Below are 20,307 nucleotides of genomic sequence, written 5' to 3' on the forward strand. Positions count from 1 at the left end.
TCATGCTTGTCGCCGCCGCAGTCTGCCCCTGCCCTCCCCTGCTCGTGCCCGAGGTCGCCGCGGGTGCCGCGCCCGAACTGGACACCGCGCGTGCGGCGTGCGCGGACGCACTCGGTGTGCTCGCCGCCGCCCGCCCGGACCTGCTGGTGGTGATCGGGCCCGCCGAGCAGAGCGGGCGGGGGCCGTTTCCGCAGGGCACCCCGGGCTCCTTCCGGGGGTTCGGGGTCGACCTGGACGTGCGCCTGGGCCGCGCCACGGATGCCGTCCCCGAACGGGAACTGCCGCCCCCGCTGGCCGTCGGCGCCTGGCTGCTCGAGCGGACCGGCTGGGCGGATGCCCCCATCGAGGGGCTCGGCATCGGGGAGCCGCTCGCGCCCGAGCGGTGCATCGAGGTCGGGAGGGAGATCGGAGCCCGGGCAGCGCGAGTGGCGTTGCTGGTGATGGGAGACGCCAGCGCGTGCCGCACGGTCAAGGCGCCGGGGTACCTGGACGAGCGGGCGGCACCCTTCGACGCGGAGGTCGCACGGGCGCTGGGCGCGGCGGATCTCTGGGCCGTCCAGGCGCTGGACGCCGAGCTGGCGTACGAGCTGAAGGCCTCGGGCCGTGCCCCCTGGCAGGTCCTGGCCGGAGCCGCCGAGGGCGCGGGCCTCAGCGGCGCACTGCTGTACGAGGACGCGCCGTACGGCGTGGGGTACCTGGTCGCGACCTGGTCCTAGCGCCGGGCACCTGGCCGCGGCGAGGGCGAGGGCGAGGGCGAGGGCGAGGGCGAGGGTGCGGGTGCGCAGCCCCGGATCCAGGTCCAGGGTCTCCGGCTGGTGCAGCGGTCCGACCGCCTCGCGCAGCCGGCGGGCCTCGTCGGCGCGGCTTCCGCAGGCGCCCAGGTGCTCCTCCACGGCGGCCGTCTCCGCCGCCGGGCAGGCGGCCGGCGCCCAGGCGCCGAGGTGCGGGCGCGCTGCCCTGGGGGTGGGCCGCGCTCCGCCGCGGGGGTGAGCCACGCTCTGCCATGGAAGTGGCATGCTCGGCGCGCGGCATGGGCGCACGCCGGCCCTCTGCCGTGGCGGCCGGCGCCTGCCGCGGGCGGAAACGGCGGACGGCCGCGAGCCGTTCCGCTCCGCGGCCGTCCGCCATCACATGCGCCGATCACCGGGGCCTTGTGGCAGTACCCGTGCTGAAAAGACGATCACCTGCCGTTGAGGTGAGGCACCCCACCGTTTCCGAGCAATCCGGGAACCTCGGAAGGCCCCTCAGGAAGTCGGCGGTGGGCCCTCCGGCCGGGTGGGGTCCCTCGGGTCGCCGGTTGCCGTCCCCGGGTCCTCCGGCCGGGTGGGGACTGTGGGGTCGCTGGTTGCCATCCCTGGGTCCTGGGGCGGGGTGGGGACTGTGGGGTCGCTGGTTGCCATCCCTGGGTCCTGGGGCGGGGTGGGGACTGTGGGGTCGCTGGTTGCCATCCCTGGGTCCTCGGGCCGGCTGGGGACCGTCGGATCGCCGGTGGCCATCCCCGGCTCTCCCGGCCCGGTGGGGACCGTGGGGCCGCCGGGAGCCGCCCCCGGGCCCTCCTTGTGCGCGAGGCGGTCCATCGCCTCCTTGGCCTTATCCGTACCCGCGTGGATTTTGTCGCTGTACTTGCCCTTGGTCCGCTCGTCGACGACCTTCGCGGCCTTGTCGATGCCGTGCTGGACCTTGTCGCCGTGCTGCCGCGCGAGGTCCGACACCTTGTCCTTGGCCGGAGTGAGCTTGCTCTTCACGTTGTCCAACAGACCCATGGTCCACCTTCCCTCGCGGGACAGTCACCTTCGGGCGCCGTCGCCGGTCTCGTTGTCGGCGGCCTCCTCGGCGGACTGCTGCTTGGGGATGTCGGCGCTCGCGGACGCGTGGTCGTCCGTACCGGCCTCCGGCCGGGCCGGCGCGTCCTCGTGTCCGTCCTCGGCCGAGCCCTTCGCCTTCGCCGACTCGGCTCCCCCGGCCTCCGCCGGCTCCGCTGCCGCCGCCTCGGCTCCCTCCGGCTCCCTGCCGGCCTCTGCCTCGGCGGCCGACGCCTCCCGAGCCGCCTTCGACCTGCGGAGGAGTCGTGCAAACACGCCCATATCCACTCCATACGGTACTCGTGCGGGCGAATTCCCGCGTAACCCCGTGCGTCAAGTTGTGCCGCCCGGGTCACCGCCACCGGCGCTCCGGCAGGCGGCACTCGCCTCGGGCAACGACCCCGGCTCCCCACCGTCACGTAACTCGTTCGAGACCGCGTCCGCGGGTTTGCGAGACTGGTGCGGTGAGCAGCGCACCCCTCGCCCCCCGCGTCATCGCCGTCGTCGGTCCCACCGCGGCCGGAAAGTCCGATCTCGGTGTCTTCCTGGCCCAGCAGCTCGGCGGCGAGGTCGTCAACGCCGACTCCATGCAGCTGTACCGGGGGATGGACATCGGCACCGCCAAGCTGACGCCCGAGGAGCGCGGCGGCGTACCGCACCACCTGCTGGACATCTGGGACGTGACGGTCAGCGCCTCGGTCGCCGAATACCAGAAACTGGCCCGCGCGCGGATCGACGCGCTGCTCGCCGAGGGGCGCTGGCCGATCCTGGTCGGCGGCTCCGGCCTGTACATCCGCGGTGCCGTCGACAACCTGGAGTTCCCCGGCACCGACCCCGAGGTCCGGGCCCGCCTGGAGGAGGAGCTGACGCTGCGCGGCTCCGGTGCGCTGCACGCCCGCCTGGCCGCCGCCGACCCCGAGGCCGCGCGCGCGATCCTGCCCAGCAACGGCCGCCGTATCGTCCGGGCCCTGGAAGTGATCGAGATCACCGGCCAGCCCTTCACCGCCAACCTGCCCGGCCACGACTCCGTCTACGACACCGTCCAGATCGGGGTCGACGTGGCGCGTCCGGAACTGGACGACCGCATCGCGCGCCGGGTCGACCGGATGTGGGACGCGGGCCTCGTGGACGAGGTGCGCGCCCTGGAGGCGCAGGGGCTGCGCGAGGGGCGCACGGCGGCGCGCGCGCTGGGTTACCAGCAAGTGCTCGCGGCGCTCGCCGGGGAGTGCACCGAAGCGGAAGCACGGGCCGAGACCGTACGCGCCACCAAGCGCTTCGCGCGCCGCCAGGATTCGTGGTTCAGGCGCGATCCCCGGGTGCGCTGGCTGAGTGGTGCCGCGGCGGACCGCGGGGAACTTCCGCAGCAGGCCCTGACGTTGGTCGAGCGGCCGGTCACAGCCTGATCACGTGATGGCATCGGGATGCGCCGCCGGTCATCGCGGCCTTCGGTGCCGTGCCATCATCGAGCTTCGATCGACCAAGTGGAGCCTAGTTGGGAGGGCGCGTGGCGATGGAGGCCGGCCCTCGCGACACCGCACAAAGTGCCGAGCACGTCACCACCGACGGTGACGAACCGGATCAGGCCGAGGACCGCCTGGCCGACGACGGACCCGACGAGACGCCGGGCGGCGTGACCGCCGACGGGCCGGCGCCGGAGGAGATGTACCCGGCCGGGCCGGAGGTCGAGGTCGAGCTGCGCCCGCAGCGCCGACTGCGTCTGTGGCAGCTCGCGCCCATCGTGGGACTCTCCGCCGTCGGCTCCCTGATGTTCGCCTTCCCGCTCGCCTTCGACTTCGGTGACAGCGGCGCCGTCATCGCCATGCTCGGCCTGCTGATCTGCTCCTGCGCCGCGGGCTGGGGCATGATGGCCGCCCGCCGGGTGGGCTACACCTGTCCGGGCCTGCCCCCGCGCGGTTCCGGCCGCCGCCCCGACTGGCGGGTCGTGCTCGCCTACCTGCTCCTGGTGGCCGTGGTGGTGGTTCTTGCCGTGTGGCGCGTCGCAAGGCTCCGCTGAGGCGTCCTGGAGGGGCGTGGGGGACTACGCGACCAGCCGCAGACGGCCCTGCCCCCGCGCGGTTCCGGCTGCCGCCCGGCACCGGCCGCTGCCTCCCGTCGGCCTCCCAGCGGAGCGCTCCGCTCCCGTACGATCGAGGAATGAGCACGCGGATCGCCTTCCTCAAGGGTCACGGCACCGAGAACGACTTCGTGATCGTCCCGGACCCCGGGAACGCCCTCGACCTGACCCCGGCCGCCGTCGCTGCCCTGTGCGACCGCCGGGCCGGCATCGGCGGCGACGGCGTGCTGCACGTCGTGCGGTCCGCCGCGCACCCGGAGGCCGCGGAGATGGCCGACGAGGCGGAGTGGTTCATGGACTACCGCAACGGTGACGGCTCGATCGCCGAGATGTGCGGCAACGGCGTCCGTGTGTTCGCGCGCTACCTCCAGCACGCCGGGCATGTGGCCGAAGGTGATCTCACGATCGCCACGCGCGCGGGCGTCAGGACCGTCCACATCGCGAAGGACGGCGACGTCACCGTCGGCATGGGCAGCGCCCGCCTTCCCGAGGGAGACGTCACCGTGAGCGTCGGCGAGCACAGCTGGCCCGCGCGCAACGTGAACATGGGCAACCCGCACGCGGTCGCCTTCGTGGCCGACCTCGCGCACGCGGGCCGCCTGCTCGACCCGCCGCCGGTCAGCCCGGCGGACGCCTACCCGGACGGTGTGAACGTCGAGTTCGTCGTCGACCGCGGCCCCCGCCACGTCGCCATGCGCGTGCACGAGCGCGGCTCGGGCGAGACCCGTTCCTGCGGCACGGGTGCGTGCGCCGTCGCCGTGGCCGCCGCCCGGCGCGACGGCGCCGACCCGGCCGTCACCGGCACCCCGGCGACGTACACCGTCGACGTGCCCGGCGGGCGCCTGGTCATCACCGAACGACCCGACGGCGAGATCGAGATGACCGGACCCGCCGTGATCGTCGCCGAGGGCGAGATCGACGCCGAGTGGCTGGAAAACGCCCCGCGCTGACCTGGCGAGAGCCGGCGAACGACGGTCCCGCCAGCCCGGAACAGCAGGTCCCCGCGGCAGGGGCCGTTCGAAACCGCGGCCGAGTCCAGGGCACATGGCGCAAACCCTAAACCTCCTTTCCGTCGCTCGAATGGGTGATCCGTTTCACGCTCGGCGAGAGGCGGTCGGTCGCGCGTGGTCGGCTCGATAGCATCAAGCACCGGCACGGACGGGGGAACGTCGCCAATCCCTGAGCCGCGTACGCCCTGGGGGCCCCGTCCGCCGGTCCACGAGCCGGAGGTGCCCATGAGTGCGGAGGCCACGAACCCTGCGACCCCTGGCCCGGTAGCGCCCACAGCGCCACAGGCGCTCACAGCGTCCGCGGCGCCCGCGGCGGCCCGCAGGAAGTCCCGGCCCCGGATCGACCTGCGCCGGCTCGGCCGGGCCGCACTGCTCGGCCCCGCCGTCCGTGGCAGGCTGCCCGACGCCATCAGCCACGTCGTGGAGGCGCACCGCGCCCACCACCCCGACGCCGACCTCGAACCCCTGCGCCGTGCCTACGTCCTCGCGGAGTCCTCGCACCGCGGCCAGATGCGCAAGAGCGGCGAGCCGTACATCACGCACCCGCTCGCCGTGACCCTGATCCTCGCCGAACTCGGCGCCGAGACCACGACGCTGACGGCTTCGCTGCTCCACGACACCGTCGAGGACACCGATGTGACGCTGGAACAGGTACGGGAACAGTTCGGCGAGGAGGTTCGTTATCTCGTCGACGGTGTCACGAAACTTGAGAAGGTCGACTACGGGGCCGCCGCCGAGCCCGAGACCTTCCGCAAAATGCTCGTCGCCACCGGCAGCGACGTGCGCGTGATGTCGATCAAACTCGCCGACCGCCTCCACAACATGCGCACCCTCGGCGTGATGCGCCCCGAGAAACAGGCGCGGATCGCCAAGGTCACCCGTGACGTCCTCATCCCGCTCGCCGAACGCCTCGGCGTGCAGGCCCTCAAGACCGAACTGGAGGACCTGGTCTTCGCCATCCTCCACCCCGAGGAGTACGAGCACACCAGGGAGCTCATCGCCGGGAACGCCGCCCGGCAGGGCGATCCCCTCGCCGAGGTGGCCGACGAGGTGCGCGGTGTGCTGCGCGAGGCCGGCATCCCGGCCGAAGTCCTCATCCGGCCCAGGCACTTCGTCTCCGTCCACCGCGTCGCCCGTAAACGCGGACGGCTGCGCGGCACCGACTTCGGCCGCCTGCTGGTGCTGGTGAACGAGGACGCCGACTGTTACGGCGTCCTGGGCGAACTGCACACCTGTATGACGCCGGTCGTCTCGGAGTTCAAGGACTTCATCGCCGTACCGAAGTTCAACCTCTACCAGTCGCTGCACACCGCCGTGGCCCGGCCGGACGGCCAGGTCGTCGAAGTGCTCATCCGCACCCACCAGATGCACAAGGTCGCCGAGGCCGGTGTCGTCGCGCTGGGCAACCCTTACGCCCCCGGGTCCGACGATCCCGCCGACGGCGAGCGCGCCGACCCCACCCGCCCCGGCTGGCTCTCCCGCCTTCTCGACTGGCAGCGGGCCGCCCCCGACCCCGACACCTTCTGGTCCACCCTGCGCGAGGACCTCGCCCAGGACCGTGAGATCACCGTCTTCCGCCCCGACGGCGGCACCCTCGGCCTGCCCGAGGGCGCCACCTGCGTGGACGCCGCCTACGCCCAGTACGGAGAGGACGCGCACGCCTGCATCGGCGCCCGCGTCAACGGCCGTCTCGCCACCCTCAGCACCGTCCTGAAGGACGGTGACACCGTCCAGCTGCTGATGGGCCAGGACCCCGCCTCCGAGCCCTCGCGCGAGTGGCTGGAGCACGCCCACACCCCGGCCGCCCGCATCGCCATCCAGCGCTGGTTGGCGGCACATCCCGGCGGTGGCGCCGGAACCGGGGAGACGAGCGGCAGCCGTCTTGAACCCGCCGAGGACACCGCCCCCGCGCGCCCCACGGACAGCACCGCCGAGAGCGCCCCGGCGGGGCGTCCCCGCGGTGCCGACGTCCTCGTGGACAGGCCCGGGGCGCCCGTACGGCTCGCCGGGTGCTGTACGCCCGTACCTCCGGACGAGATCACCGGCTTCACGGTCCGCGGGGGAGTGGTGACCGTGCACCGCGCGGAGTGCGCTGCGGTGGCGCACATGAAGAGCCGGGGGCGCGTCGAGATCGGCGTGCGCTGGGGAGACACCGCCGCGTGCCGCGTCACGCTGGTCGCCGAATCGTTCGGGCGCCCGCATCTCCTCGCCGACCTCACCGAGGCCATCGCCTCGGAGGGCGCCGAGATCGTCTCCGCCACCGTCGAACCGCCCAGCCAGCAGCGGGTACGCCACACCTACACCCTCCAACTCCCCGACGCGGCTCACCTCCCGGCCCTGATGCGCGCCATGCGGGACGTGCCCGGGGTGTACGACGTCAACCGGGCCCAGCACCAGGCACCGGCCCACTGAAGGCTGCTGGACCAGGAGACCTCACGGAGGCGAACAGGCGGCCGGGGGAGGTGAGCAGAAGGTCCCCGGGCACCGACCCGTTCGGGTGCGTCGGGCGCGTGTCGCCGCCCTAGCACGGACACGTCCCTGATAGCGGTGGTCCATGCTGCTCACTCCAGGCCCCAGGCCCCACCCCCGGATCTCCCGGCACCGGAAGGCGGCCCTGCTCGCCTCGGCCGTCTCCGCCTGTCTCCTCGCCGCCGCGGCCCCGGCCGAGCCTTTGGGCGTCGGCGACCGGCTCTACCCCTACCTGGGCAACCCCGGCTACGACGTGGCCTCGTACGACCTGTCCCTCAGCTACCCGGGGACCAACGACAAGCCGCTGCAGGCCGTCACCACCATCAACGCCTGGACGACCACCGACCTGAACCGGGTGAACCTCGACTTCGCGCACGGCACGGTCCGGTCCGTCAAGGTCGACGGACGCTCCGCGGACTTCACCAGCGCCGGCGAGGACCTGGTCATCACCCCCGACCGCCCCCTGCGGAAGGGCAACTGGACCCGGATCACCGTGCGGCACACCAGCGACCCCGTCCCCGGCAAGGACCAGCAGGGCGGCTGGGTGCGCACCTCCGACGGCCTCGCCATGGCGAACCAGGCCGACGCCGCCCATCTGGTCTTCCCGTGCAACGACCACCCGTCCGACAAGGCGCTGTTCACCTTCCAGATCACCGCACCGAACGCCTACACGGCCGTCGCGGGCGGCCTGCCCGTCGGTGTGAAGCGGGTCGGGGGCACCACCACCTGGACCTACCGCACCCAGCACCCCATGGCCACCGAACTGGCCCAGGTGTCCATCGGCCGGTCCGCCGTAGTGCGCCGCCAGGGACCGCACGGCCTGCCGGTCCGCGACGTCGTCCCCAGCGCCGACCGCAAGGCCCTCGAACCGTGGCTCGCCAAGACGCCGGATCAGATCGCCTGGCTGGAGAGCAAGGTCGGCCCGTACCCGTTCGAGACCTATGGCGTGCTCATGGCGCAGGCGTCCACTGGCTTCGAACTGGAGACGCAGACCCTCTCGCTCTTCGAGAAGGACCTGTTCACCGAGCCCGCCTACCCCAAGTGGTACGTCGAGTCGATCATGGTGCACGAGCTGTCGCACCAGTGGTTCGGCGACAGCGTCAGCCCCCGCACCTGGTCCGACGTCTGGCTGAACGAGGGGCACGCCACCTGGTACGAGGAGCTGTACGCCGAGGAGACGGCACACCGGCCCATGGAGGACCGGATGAAGGCCGCCTACGGCGCCTCCGACCGCTGGCGCGAGGCCGGCGGCCCGCCCGCCCGGCCCAAGGCGCCCACCCCCGGCCAGAAGATCGGCATCTTCCGGCCGAACGTCTACGACGGCGCCGCGCTCGTGCTGTACGCCCTGCGGCAGGAGATCGGCGGGCCGGCCTTCGCACGGCTGGAACGACGCTGGGTCCAGGGACACCGGGACTCCACCGCCACCACCGCCGACTTCGTCCAGCTGGCCTCGGCGGTCGCCGACCGCGATCTGAGCGGCTTCTTCCGGGCCTGGCTGTATGGCGAGAAGACCCCGCCGATGCCCGGACACCCGGACTGGAAGCCCCTGCCGGCGAACCAGTCCACCAAGGCGCCCGCCCAGCGATAACCCCGTGACGAGACGTGCCGTCCCGTGCGACCATCTTCAGGTCGGCGCGACACGGGACACGGGAATCTCCCGGGGTACCCGTGCGTTGCACATGACGAGCGGTCGTGGTGACCGCCCACCGACGCCGTAACGGCATCCCGATCGACGTAAGGATCCAATGACCTCCTCTTCTTCCCCTTCCCAGGACACCAAGCGCCTCGCGCACGCCTATCCCGAGGGTCTTCGGGCCGATGCCCTGATGGAAGAGGACGTCGCCTGGAGCCACGAGATCGACGGCGATCGGGACGGCGACCAGTTCGACCGCTCCGAGCGCGCGGCCCTGCGCCGCGTCGCGGGCCTCTCCACGGAGCTGGAGGACGTCACCGAGGTCGAGTACCGCCAGCTCCGCCTGGAGCGGGTCGTGCTCGTCGGAGTGTGGACCACCGGCACCGCCCAGGACGCCGACAACTCCCTCGCGGAGCTGGCCGCCCTCGCGGAGACCGCGGGCGCGCTCGTGCTCGACGGCGTCATCCAGCGCCGCGACAAGCCCGACGCGGCCACGTACATCGGCTCCGGCAAGGCCGCCGAGCTGCGGGACATCGTCCTCGCCACGGGCGCGGACACCGTCATCTGCGACGGTGAGCTGAGCCCGGGCCAGCTGATCCAGCTCGAGGACGTGGTCAAGGTCAAGGTCATCGACCGTACGGCCCTGATCCTGGACATCTTCGCCCAGCACGCCAAGTCCCGAGAGGGCAAGGCGCAGGTCGCGCTCGCGCAGATGCAGTACATGCTGCCGAGGCTGCGCGGCTGGGGCCAGTCGCTGTCCCGGCAGATGGGTGGCGGTCGTGGCGGCCTCGCCACGCGTGGCCCCGGTGAGACCAAGATCGAGACGGACCGGCGACGGATCCGCGAGAAGATGGCGAAGATGCGCCGGGAGATCGCGGACATGAAGACCGGCCGCGAGGTCAAGCGCCAGGAGCGCCGGCGCAACAAGGTGCCGTCCGTCGCCATCGCGGGCTACACCAACGCCGGCAAGTCCTCCCTGCTCAACCGTCTCACGGGCGCCGGTGTCCTGGTCGAGAACGCCCTGTTCGCGACCCTGGACCCGACCGTCCGCCGGGCGGAGACCCCGAGCGGGCGCCTGTACACGCTGGCGGACACCGTCGGCTTCGTCCGGCACCTGCCGCACCACCTGGTCGAGGCCTTCCGCTCCACCATGGAGGAGGTCGGCGACTCCGACCTGATCCTGCACGTGGTGGACGGCTCGCATCCCGACCCGGAGGAGCAGCTGGCCGCCGTACGCGAGGTGATCCGGGACGTCGGCGCCACCGGCGTACCCGAGATCGTCGTGATCAACAAGGCGGACGCGGCCGACCCGCTGGTCCTCCAGCGGCTGCTCAGGGTCGAGAAGCGCTCCCTCGCCGTCTCGGCCCGCACCGGCCAGGGCATCGAGGAGCTGCTCGGTCTGATCGACAACGAGCTGCCCCGCCCCTCGGTCGAGGTCGAGGCGCTCGTGCCGTACACCCACGGCAAGCTCGTCGCCCGCGCCCACACCGAGGGTGAGGTGATCTCCGAGGAGCACACCGCGGAGGGCACCCTGCTCAAGGTCCGGGTGCACGAGGAGCTGGCGGCGGACCTGGCGCCCCACGCACCGGTCTCCACGGCCTGACCCACGACACCACGAAGGCCCGCCACCCCCTCCGGGCGGCGGGCCTTCGCCATGCCTGTGCGAGCCGTCCTACCGCCCGGCGAACTTCTTGCTGACCGAGTCGTACACGCCCTTGGCCACGTCACCCAGCCGGGGACCGGCCAGCCAGCCCGAACTCACCGGACCGATGGACGTGTTGGAAACCAGCGCCGGCTTGCCGTCCGCGCCCGTCTCCACCCAGCCACCGCCGGAGGAGCCACCGGTCATGGTGCAGCCGATCCGGTACATCGTCGGGTCCGGCTTGCTGATGGACAGGCGGCCCGGCTTGTCCTGGCACTGGTACAGCAGCTGACCGTCGTACGGAGCCGCCGCCGGATACCCGGACGCCGTGATGGTCCTCACCTTCGGCACGGCCGGCGCGTCGAAGTTCACCGGCAGCGCCCCGCCCACCGTCTCCTCCAGCGACTTGCCGCCGCTGCCCTGCTCCGGCGTCACATGGATGACCGCGAAGTCGTACGAGGCGCCGGTGCCACCGGTCGAGCCGCCCTGGTCGATCCACTGCTGCGAGGTCTGCGCCGCATCGGCCCACCAGACGCCGTACGGGGCGACCTCGGACCTGCTGGCGCCCTGCAGCTGCGCGGTCGACTTGCCGGCGTTGTTGTACGACGGCACGAAGGCGATGTTGCGGTACCAGCCGCCGCTTTTGCCGGCGTGCACGCAGTGACCCGCGGTCCAGATCATATTGGACTTGCCCGGGTGCGCCGGGTCCTCCACGACCGTCGCCGAGCAGACCATGGTGCCCTCGGGCGAGTCGAAGAACACCTTGCCCGAAGTGGCCGCGTTGGAGTGGTACGGAGCCGCGACCGCCTGCGCCTTCACCGGCTGCGGCGTCGGGTCCGTGACGCCCTGGTCACCGGAGATGTCGTTGTCGTCGACGCCCTTGTCCGGGTCGTCGGCGTCCCGCATCCGGTCCGGGTCCCACAGGCCCTTGATGATCGGGTTGACGAAGTCGTTGGCCTCGCGCAGCCAGTCTTCCTTGTTCCAGTTCTTCCAGGCGCCGTTCTTCCACTTGTCGATGTCGATCCCGTGCTCCTTGAGCCTCTCCTTGAGGTCGTCCGGGATCCGGATCTTGCCGTCACCGGAGCCCGCCGCGGTCGCGGTGGCGGTCGGCCGGCCGTCTGCGTTGTCGTCGCCGTTGCAGGCGGTGGCGGTCAGTGCCAGCGCCGAGACGAGGGCGACCGCCGCCAGCGTGGGGGAGGTGCGGCGGCTGCCCCTCTCCCGCCGAACGGTGAACGACGGCCGTATGGATCGCATGCTCTTGACTCCCCCTGCTATGAAGGAACTTGGCGCTTCAGCCCCGGCACCGGCAGCGAACTCACGGGGAGTTCATGCCGGTCTCGCGGCTCTCTGGGAACGGGACCACACACTATGCGCTCGCTGTGGGGGAGTTCCGATGGAACGGCAACGGTTTCGCTACGAGCTGTCTGACCTGGTCCTCGTCCGGCCGACCGGGCACCTTGCCCACCTCGGCCGCAGCACGACCGGGTTCACCTTCGGGTCACGCCGCGCACCTCGCGCGCAGCCGCGGACCGGACGGTGGCCGACTTGCTCGTACCCTGGTCGGACGGCGAGGTGACGATCCACGGCGCCAGGCAGGCCCACGCGCTGGGCCGCGCGTATCCGTCGGCGGCGAGCGCACCGCACAGGGTCCGCTGCCCACCGCGGGGCCGCCCCGGGCATCCGGCGCACGGACGCCCCCGCGCCCGGGTCTGCGGCCCCGAGCCGTACCGCCACGGCAGCCACTGGCGAGCCGTGTCCGACGTGCCGCCGCGTCCCGGGCGCATCCCGGCACGCGGCGGCGCACCCCTCCATCGACTGGAGTCCCATGCGCGCACGTCACAGCCTCGCCCTCGCCCTCGTCGTCTCCGCCACGGCCCTGACGGGTGGCTGCGCGGAGCAGAGGAACCGAGACGCGACAACCGAATCCGGGAAGACGGTCTCCTCGGGCTCGGCCACCGCCACCCCGGCTCCCACCTGGGAGGGCAAGGAGGACCGGGAAGACGCCATGCGACGGGCCACACGTGCCCTGAACGCCGTGGCAGCCGACGGTGCCTCACGTGTCGACGAGGGCATGGAAAGCCTCGCGCGGGGACTGGACAAGACCTTCACGCCGAAAGGGGACCGGCCCCACACCTTCGACATCGCCTGTCAGGCACCCGCCGGCCGTTCGCTGACGCTGACCCTCGCGCGGGACGACGCGGAAAGCGAGTGGGAGGTGACGTGCGGCGACCGCGAGGCGGACCAGTTCAACATCCCCGCCGGCGGCCGCTTCACCGCCAGGATCTCCACCGCAGGACAGCCCGCCGAGGGTTTCGTGCGGTGGCGCCTCAGCACCGTGACCCCCGCTGACGTGGAAGGGTGCGAGGACGACATCAACGGGTGCGAGGAGTGAGACGCACCGCCCGGAGCGCTGTTGCGGCCGGGCTCGCACCGACGCACCCACCACTCCGTACCGCGAACGGGTGCCGCACGGCAACGGGCTCGTCACGGCAATGATCTCGGAAGCGACCCGTAACCCGGCGGACGGTCCGCGGTTGGTAGCGGTGGGGCCTGCTACCTGTGCCCGGTCCCCGTGGATCAACTCGCCTCGGAGAAGCGGAGGACAGCGAGTCGTGGCCGTGACCGAGCCGGTGGCTGGAGGGGCGTACGGGGGAGCGCATGCCGCCCACGAGGGAATTCTGAGACGCCAGTCGGCGCGCGAGTCCGCGGCGCGCACCTATGCGCGCGCCCTGCCCATCGTGCCGGTCCGGGCGCGAGGGCTCACCATCGAGGGCGCCGACGGCCGCCGTTATCTCGACTGCCTCTCCGGCGCCGGCACGCTCGCCCTCGGCCACAACCATCCGGTCGTGCTGGAAGCCATTCGCAGGGTCCTCGACTCCGGCGCCCCCCTCTCCGTCCTCGACTTCGCGACCCCCGTCAAGGACGCCTTCATCACCGAGCTGTTCCGCACGCTTCCGCCCGGCCTCGCCGACCGTGCCCGGGTCCAGTTCTGCGGACCGGCCGGCACCGACGCCGTCGAGGCCGCCCTGAAACTGGTCCGGGCCGCGTCCGGCCGCACCGGCGTCCTCGCCTTCACCGGCGCCTACCACGGCCTGACCGCCGGTGCGCCGGCCGCCTCCGGCGGCGCCGGCGACGTCCGGGTCGCCCGCCTCCCCTATCCGCAGGACTACCGCTGCCCCTTCGGTATCGGCGGCCCACGCGGCGCCGAACTCGCCGCCCGCTTCACCGAGTCCCTCCTCGACGACCCCAAGTCGGGCGTACCGCTGCCCGCCGGGATGATCCTCGAACCCGTCCAGGGAGAGGGCGGAGTGATCCCCGCGCCGGACGACTGGCTGCGCCGGATGCGGCAGCTCACGGCGGAGCGGTCCATCCCGCTGATCGCCGACGAGGTCCAGACCGGAGTCGGCCGGACCGGGGCCTTCTGGGCCGTCGACCACAGCGGCATCACCCCCGACGTCATGGTCCTGTCCAAGGCCATCGGCGGCAGCCTGCCCCTGGCCGTGATCGTCTACCGCGACCATCTCGACGTCCGGCAACCCGGCGCCCACGCGGGCACCTTCCGCGGCAACCAGCTCGCCATGGCCGCCGGCACCGCCACCCTCACCTACGTCCGGGAGAACGGCCTCGCCGCCCGGGCCGCCGACCTCGGCTCCCGGATGCTGAGCCGGCTCCGGGAGTCCATCGGCGGCCTCCCGTGCGTGGGGGAGGTGCGGGGGCGTGGACTGATGATCGGGATCGAACTGGTGGAACCGGGTACGGACGGCGCAGCATCCGGTGGGGTGCCCGCCGGAGGCGACCACCCTGCGGACCCGGGCGATCTGGAGCCCATCCGTATCCCGCGCCAGGCCGCGCCCCAGTTCGCCGCGGCCGTTCAGCGGGAGTGCCTCAAGCGCGGGCTGATCGTCGAACCCGGCGGCCGTCACGCGGCCGTGGTCCGGTTGCTCCCTCCTTTGACCCTCAGCGACGAGCAGGCGACAGCAGTCCTTGACCGACTGACGGACGCGGTGGCGGCGGTGGCCCGCGACCACCTGGACCACCGCACGCACCACCGACGACACCACGGCCCCGCCCAGCGCACGGGCTGAGAACCACACCCACGCCACCCGGCCCCGCAATCGGCACAGCGCTGCGGCCGGGACCACGCCCCATCTCACCCACACCTCCCGCCAAGCCCTCCGGCCCGACGCCGCATCCCAGTGACCACGACCAGCCATCTCGTACACGCCCGTCCTCCCCGCCGACGCGGCCCTCGACCCCGTCCAGGCAGCCGCCGACCACGAGGGACCGGCGGCCCAGCGGACGACGGGAACGGCTGACCCCACCCCCTCCCCAGCCCCAGGAGCCGTCATGAACGACACGCCCACTCCCGACGGCCTCTCCGGTGCTCCCGACGAACAGGGAGACTCCGGCGCCTCGAACGCTCCCGTTCCGCTCGCCGACTCGTTTCCCCAGCAGAAGCGGCGGAGCATGTCACTCACGCGACCGACGGAGCCGGGCGCCGACCCGCTGGACGATCCCGATCCCGGCACCGCCGCCCAGGCCGCCGCCGTGGAGAACCTGTTGCGCTGCTGGGTACGCGAAACCGACCTCGCCGCCCCCGCGACCGGCACCCTCCACATTCCGCTGCCCGCCAGCGGCACCTCCCTGACCGTCCCGGTCCACTACTGGTCCCTGACGGGCTGGCACCGCTTCGGACCACCACACCTCACCGGCGCCCCCGAGGACGCCCCGCCCGTCGACGCCGTCACCCTCGCGGCTCTCCTCACCAGGGAGACCGCACCGAAGGACGCCCCTCCGCGCGATGCCGTCATCCTCCCGGCGCCGCTCGCCAGGGAAACCACCGTTGCCCCGGGCAGCGCCCGCACCACGAACGCCACTGCCACCGGTTCCACCGCGGCAGGCCCCACCGCCGTCGGACACGGCGACGGCGGCGACCTCGTGGCCAGGGTGGCCGACTCCCTCCGCCGCACCGCGACCTTCATCCGCGACCGGCGTGCACACCCCGCCGACACCCCCGACCTCTTCCTCAGCGCCGAGCAGGCCCTCCTCCTGGGACATCCCCTGCATCCGACCCCCAAGAGCCGCGAGGGCCTGACGGAGGCCGAAGCCCGCCGGTACTCACCGGAGCTGCGCGGCTCCTTCCCCTTGCACTGGATGGCTGTCGCCCCCACTCTGCTCGCCACCGACTCGGCCTGGACCGAGCGCGGCCGTTCCGTCCCCGCCGGCCACCTCACCCGACGCCTCGCCGGAACCGCACTGCCCCTGCCCGACGGTTACGCCGCCCTGCCGCTGCACCCCTGGCAGGCACGCGAGGCGCGGCACCGCGAACCCGTCGCCGCCCTCCTCGACTCCGGGCTCCTCCGCGACCTCGGCCCCGCCGGCACGCCCTGGCACCCCACCTCCTCCGTGCGCACCGTCCACCGATCCGGGGCACCCGCGATGCTGAAGCTGTCGCTGGGCCTGCGCATCACCAACTCCCGCCGCCAGAACCTGCGCAAGGAACTCCATCGCGGGGTCGAGGTGCACCGGCTGCTGCGCGCCGGCCTGTTCAAGCAGTGGCAGGCCGTACACCCCCGCTTCGACATCGTCCGCGACCCGGCCTGGCTCGCCGTCGACGGGCCGGACGGGCTGCCGGTGCCCGGACTGGACGTGGTGGTCAGGCACAACCCGTTCACCCCGACGGACGACGTCGGCTGTGTCGCCGGACTCGTCTCCCCCCGGCCCCTCCCCGAGCCGGACCCCGACTCATCCCGCTCAGCGGCCCCTTGGTCCACGCGGTCCCGGCTGGCCCAGCTCATGACGCGGCTCGCCGCGCGTACCGGCCGCCCCGTCGGAGCCGTCGCCGCGGAGTGGTTCCTGCGCTACCTGGAACAGGTCGTCCGTCCCGTGCTCTGGCTGGACAGCGAGGCCGGCATCGCCCTCGAAGCCCACCAGCAGAACACCCTGCTCCTGCTGGACGGCGACGGCTGGCCCGCCGGCGGCCGCTATCGCGACAACCAGGGGTACTACTTCCGCGAGTCCCGGCGCGCCGAACTGGACGCCCGCCTGCCCGGTATCGGAGAGCGCAGCGACACCTTCGTCACCGACGAGGTCACCGAGGAACGCTTCGCCTACTACCTCGCCGTCAACAACGTGCTCGGACTCATCGGTGCTCTCGGCTCCCAGCACCTGGCCGACGAGCGACTGCTCCTCGCGGCCTTCCGCCGCTTCCTCACCGATCTCGTCTCGGGCCCCGCCGCCCTGCACACCTCCCTGCCCGGCCGCCTGCTCGACTCACCCGTCCTGCGCTGCAAGGCCAACCTGCTGACCCGGCTGTACGGCCTCGACGAGCTCGTCGGCCCGGTCGACACCCAGTCCGTCTACGTCACCATCGCCAACCCCCTTCACTGTTGACCTCGTCGAGCTCGTTCACAAGCGATCCGCCCCTCTTCCCGCACTTCCGAGGACCATGACCCACTCCGTCTCCTGAGAGGAGCGCACCATGCCTCCCACCGACGCGAACGCCGCCCCCGGCTCCGCCCCTCACCGCCCCGGCCGCACCGGCCCCCGGGTGGACTCCGCCGGCACCCGGGACGCCGTGTTCAGCGAGTTCACCGTCGATGACGACGACGCGGACAGCGAGGACACGCTGGATCTGCACCTCCCCTCCGAGTACCTCGCTCTCTTCACCGTGGGGACGCCCGGCCTGCTCGACCGAGTGCACACCTGGGGGCCGATGGCCACCCCCGTCGGCTCGTTCCACTTGGTGACCGTACGCGTCGCGCGTGACCTGCCGCTGATCCATGGCTGGATGAACGATCCCGCCGTCGCGGAATTCTGGGAACTGGCCGGCCCCCGGAACCGGACGGAGGACCACCTGCGGGCGCAACTCGACGGCGACGGGCGCAGCGTGCCGTGTCTGGGGGTGCTGGACGGTACGCCGATGAGCTACTGGGAGATCTACCGCGCGGACCTGGACCCGCTGGCCCGGCACTATCCGGCCCGTCCCCACGACACCGGAATCCACCTCCTCGTCGGTGGTGCCGCGGACCGAGGACGGGGACTGGGGTCCGCCCTGCTCAGAGCCGTGGCCGACCTCATCCTCGACCGGCGCCCCACGTGCACACGTGTCGTAGCGGAACCCGATCTCCGCAACACCCCCTCCGTCGCCGCGTTCCTGAGCGCCGGTTTCCGGTACGCGGCCGAGGTGGACCTGCCCCACAAGCGGGCCGCCCTCATGGTCCGGGACCGACTGCTGCGGCGTGTGCTGTAGCGCCGGATGAGGGCGCGTTCACAATCGGTGCACCGTTCGGCTCGATCCGGTCCCACTCGATCCGGAATCCGGAATCCCCGGCCAAGCGGCGATCTGAGCCCCAGCCGATCGGGAGAATGCCCTCGACCGGTCGGATCGAGGACGGAGGCCTTCGACCGATCGCGGGTGGAGGCCGGGACCGATCGAGAGGACTCCGGACATGACGCCGAACGCCCCCCTCCGCTCACCCCTCGTTCCCCACCACCGCACCAGGAGCTCCGGTCGTGATCCCGTCCCCTGTCCCCGCCGTGATCGCCCGTTTGTCAGTGCCGGGCCGTAGGGTGGACGGGCTATGACGAAGCCCTCACTCTCCGAACTCCTGCATGCCGCTGTCACTGCCGTCGGCGGCACGGAGCGCCCTGGCCAGGTGACCATGGCCGAAGCGGTCGCCGAGGCGATCGACGACGGATCCCACCTGCTGGTCCAGGCCGGCACCGGCACCGGTAAGTCGCTGGGCTACCTCGTGCCCGCGCTCGCGCACGGAGAACGGGTGATCGTCGCGACGGCCACGCTCGCACTGCAGCGCCAGCTCGTGGAGCGCGACCTGCCCCGCACGGTCGACGCCCTGCATCCCCTGCTGCGCCGGCGCCCGGAGTTCGCGATGCTCAAGGGCCGGTCGAACTACCTGTGCCTGCACCGCCTGCACGAGGGCATGCCGCAGGACGAGGAGGAGGGTCTCTTCGACCAGTTCGAGGCCGCCGCGCCCACCAGCAAGCTGGGCCAGGACCTCCTGCGGCTGCGGGACTGGGCGGACGAGACCGAGAACGGCGACCGGGACAATCTGACCCCGGGTGTCTCCGACCGTGCCTGGGCGCAGGTGTCGGTGTCGTCGCGGGAGTGCCTGGGCGCGTCGAAGTGCGCGTACGGCGCCGAGTGCTTCGCGGAGATGGCCCGCGAGCGTGCCAAGCTGGCCGAGGTCGTGGTCACCAACCATGCGCTGCTGGCCATCGACGCCATCGAGGGCGCCCCGGTGCTGCCCCAGCACGAGGTGCTGATCGTGGACGAGGCGCACGAACTCGTCTCCCGCGTCACGGGCGTCGCCACGGGCGAACTCACGCCCGGCCAGGTCAACCGTGCCGTGCGCCGTGCCGCCAAGCTCGTCAACGAGAAGGCGGCCGATCAGCTCCAGACCGCCGCCGAGGGCTTCGAGCGGCTGATGGAGCTGGCCCTGCCGGGCCGTCTCGAGGAGATCCCGGAAGATCTCGGCTATGCCCTGACGGCGCTGCGGGACGCCGCGCGCACGGTCATCTCCGCGATCGGCGCGACACGTGACAAGTCGGTCCAGGACGAGGACGCGGTCCGCAAGCAGGCGTTGGCCTCGGTCGAGACGGTGCACGACGTGGCGGAGCGGGTCGTGAACGGCTCGGAGTGGGACGTCGTCTGGTACGAACGTCACGACCGCTTCGGCGCCTCCCTGCGGGTCGCCCCCATGTCCGTCTCGGGGCTGCTCAGGGAGAAGCTCTTCGCGGACCGCAGCGTCGTCCTCACCTCAGCGACCCTGAAACTGGGCGGCGACTTCAACGGCGTCGGCGCCTCCCTGGGGCTCGGCCCCGAGGGCGTGGAGGGCGAGGATCTGCCGGAGTGGAAGGGGATCGATGTCGGCTCACCCTTCGACTACCGCAGGCAGGGCATCCTGTATGTCGCCAAGCACCTGGCGCGCCCCGCGCGTGACGGTGAGCGCGCCGACATGCTCGACGAGCTGACCGAGCTGATCCAGGCGGCCGGCGGCCGCACGCTCGGGCTGTTCTCGTCCATGCGGGCCGCTCAGCTCGCCGCGGAGGAGCTGCGTTCCCGCATCCCCGAGTTCCCGATCCTGCTGCAGGGCGAGGAGACACTCGGCGAGCTGATCAAGAACTTCGCGGCCGAGCCGAAGACCTGTCTCTTCGGCACGCTGTCGCTGTGGCAGGGCGTCGACGTCCCCGGCCCCAGCTGTCAGCTGGTCGTCATGGACAAGATCCCGTTCCCGCGTCCCGACGATCCGCTGATGAGCGCGCGCCAGAAGGCGGTCGAGGACGCGGGCGGCAACGGTTTCATGGCGGTGGCCGCCACGCATGCGGCCCTGCTGATGGCCCAGGGTGCCGGTCGCCTCGTACGCGCGTCCGGGGACCGGGGTGTGGTGGCCGTACTGGATCAGCGGCTGGCAACGGCGCGGTACGGCGGCTACCTCAAGGCGTCACTGCCCGACTTCTGGTACACGACGGACCGTAACCAGGTCCGCAAGTCGCTCGCGGCGATCGACGCGGCGGCGAAGCAGGCAGAGGCGGATCAGACGGCGCGGAAGTGAGTGCGGGGGTGGCCCACGCGCACGAGATCGTGAAGCTCATCGAGGCGGTGCGCGGCGTGCACGTCTCCGAGGCGGTCCGGCGGTACGCGGTCGAGCTGGTCG

General features: G+C 72.3%; 14 protein-coding genes and 2 pseudogenes. 12 read left to right on the plus strand and 4 right to left on the minus strand.

Annotated features, from left to right (window positions below; all coding sequences use genetic code 11):
• The first annotated feature begins 2 nt into the window (after positions 1–2).
• The gene (locus ABZ079_RS34265; RefSeq protein WP_356943354.1) at positions 3–716 is read left to right on the plus strand and encodes a class III extradiol dioxygenase subunit B-like domain-containing protein; all 714 of its coding nucleotides are present in this window, start codon (positions 3–5) and stop codon (positions 714–716) included.
• Between the two features lie 51 nt (positions 717–767).
• Here the strand turns inward: ABZ079_RS34265 and ABZ079_RS34270 are convergent.
• The 3 genes and pseudogenes from ABZ079_RS34270 to ABZ079_RS34280 form a co-directional block, all read right to left on the minus strand.
• Positions 768–1,016 (minus strand): annotated as a pseudogene (locus tag ABZ079_RS34270) (MDMPI N domain containing protein); the annotation flags it as partial.
• Positions 1,017–1,535: 519 nt separating this feature from the next.
• Positions 1,536–1,763: pseudogene (locus ABZ079_RS34275) on the minus strand (antitoxin); the annotation flags it as partial.
• A 24-nt stretch (positions 1,764–1,787) separates the two neighbouring features.
• A complete protein-coding gene (locus ABZ079_RS34280; RefSeq protein ID WP_356943355.1) occupies positions 1,788–2,084 on the minus strand; it encodes a hypothetical protein in 297 nt (98 codons plus the stop codon).
• A 182-nt stretch (positions 2,085–2,266) separates the two neighbouring features.
• Between ABZ079_RS34280 and miaA the strand changes: the two genes are divergently transcribed.
• The 6 genes from miaA (at position 2,267) to hflX (ending at position 10,591) form a co-directional block, all read left to right on the plus strand.
• Positions 2,267–3,205, plus strand: coding sequence for a tRNA (adenosine(37)-N6)-dimethylallyltransferase MiaA (gene miaA / locus ABZ079_RS34285; RefSeq protein WP_356943356.1), 939 nt, complete (start codon positions 2,267–2,269; stop codon positions 3,203–3,205).
• A gap of 107 nt (positions 3,206–3,312) precedes the next feature.
• Positions 3,313–3,816, plus strand: a complete 504-nt coding sequence (locus ABZ079_RS34290) for a hypothetical protein (protein WP_356943371.1) — start codon at positions 3,313–3,315, stop codon at positions 3,814–3,816.
• A 140-nt stretch (positions 3,817–3,956) separates the two neighbouring features.
• The gene (dapF, locus tag ABZ079_RS34295; protein ID WP_356943357.1) at positions 3,957–4,826 is read left to right on the plus strand and encodes a diaminopimelate epimerase; all 870 of its coding nucleotides are present in this window, start codon (positions 3,957–3,959) and stop codon (positions 4,824–4,826) included.
• 285 nt (positions 4,827–5,111) lie between these two features.
• Positions 5,112–7,298: an HD domain-containing protein gene (locus ABZ079_RS34300; protein WP_356943358.1), complete on the plus strand. Its 2,187-nt coding sequence runs from the start codon at positions 5,112–5,114 to the stop codon at positions 7,296–7,298.
• Positions 7,299–7,440: 142 nt separating this feature from the next.
• On the plus strand, positions 7,441–8,943 hold the full coding sequence (locus ABZ079_RS34305; RefSeq protein WP_356943359.1) for a M1 family metallopeptidase: 1,503 nt from the start codon (positions 7,441–7,443) through the stop codon (positions 8,941–8,943).
• A 157-nt stretch (positions 8,944–9,100) separates the two neighbouring features.
• Entirely contained in the window at positions 9,101–10,591 is a 1,491-nt protein-coding gene (gene hflX, locus ABZ079_RS34310) for a GTPase HflX (RefSeq protein WP_356943360.1), read from the plus strand.
• 69 nt (positions 10,592–10,660) lie between these two features.
• Here the strand turns inward: hflX and ABZ079_RS34315 are convergent, their stop codons facing one another.
• A complete protein-coding gene (locus tag ABZ079_RS34315) occupies positions 10,661–11,884 on the minus strand; it encodes a hypothetical protein (RefSeq protein ID WP_356943361.1) in 1,224 nt (407 codons plus the stop codon).
• A 571-nt stretch (positions 11,885–12,455) separates the two neighbouring features.
• On the opposite strand from ABZ079_RS34315, the gene ABZ079_RS34320 reads away from it, so the two are divergent.
• From ABZ079_RS34320 to ABZ079_RS34340, 5 genes are all read left to right on the plus strand, one after another.
• The gene (locus tag ABZ079_RS34320; RefSeq protein WP_356943362.1) at positions 12,456–13,022 is read left to right on the plus strand and encodes a hypothetical protein; all 567 of its coding nucleotides are present in this window, start codon (positions 12,456–12,458) and stop codon (positions 13,020–13,022) included.
• A 220-nt stretch (positions 13,023–13,242) separates the two neighbouring features.
• Positions 13,243–14,715, plus strand: a complete 1,473-nt coding sequence (locus ABZ079_RS34325; protein ID WP_356943363.1) for a diaminobutyrate--2-oxoglutarate transaminase family protein — start codon at positions 13,243–13,245, stop codon at positions 14,713–14,715.
• 382 nt (positions 14,716–15,097) lie between these two features.
• Positions 15,098–17,023 (plus strand): IucA/IucC family protein, encoded by a 1,926-nt coding sequence (locus ABZ079_RS34330; RefSeq protein WP_356943372.1) that lies wholly within the window; start codon positions 15,098–15,100, stop codon positions 17,021–17,023.
• A gap of 88 nt (positions 17,024–17,111) precedes the next feature.
• Positions 17,112–17,882, plus strand: coding sequence for a GNAT family N-acetyltransferase (locus tag ABZ079_RS34335; RefSeq protein WP_356943364.1), 771 nt, complete (start codon positions 17,112–17,114; stop codon positions 17,880–17,882).
• Between the two features lie 331 nt (positions 17,883–18,213).
• On the plus strand, positions 18,214–20,205 hold the full coding sequence (locus ABZ079_RS34340) for an ATP-dependent DNA helicase (RefSeq protein WP_356943365.1): 1,992 nt from the start codon (positions 18,214–18,216) through the stop codon (positions 20,203–20,205).
• The last annotated feature ends 102 nt before the right edge of the window (positions 20,206–20,307 follow it).

This window comes from Streptomyces sp. NPDC006314 (genome assembly GCF_040613075.1).
In the GTDB taxonomy this organism is placed as follows: Bacteria; Actinomycetota; Actinomycetes; order Streptomycetales; family Streptomycetaceae; genus Streptomyces.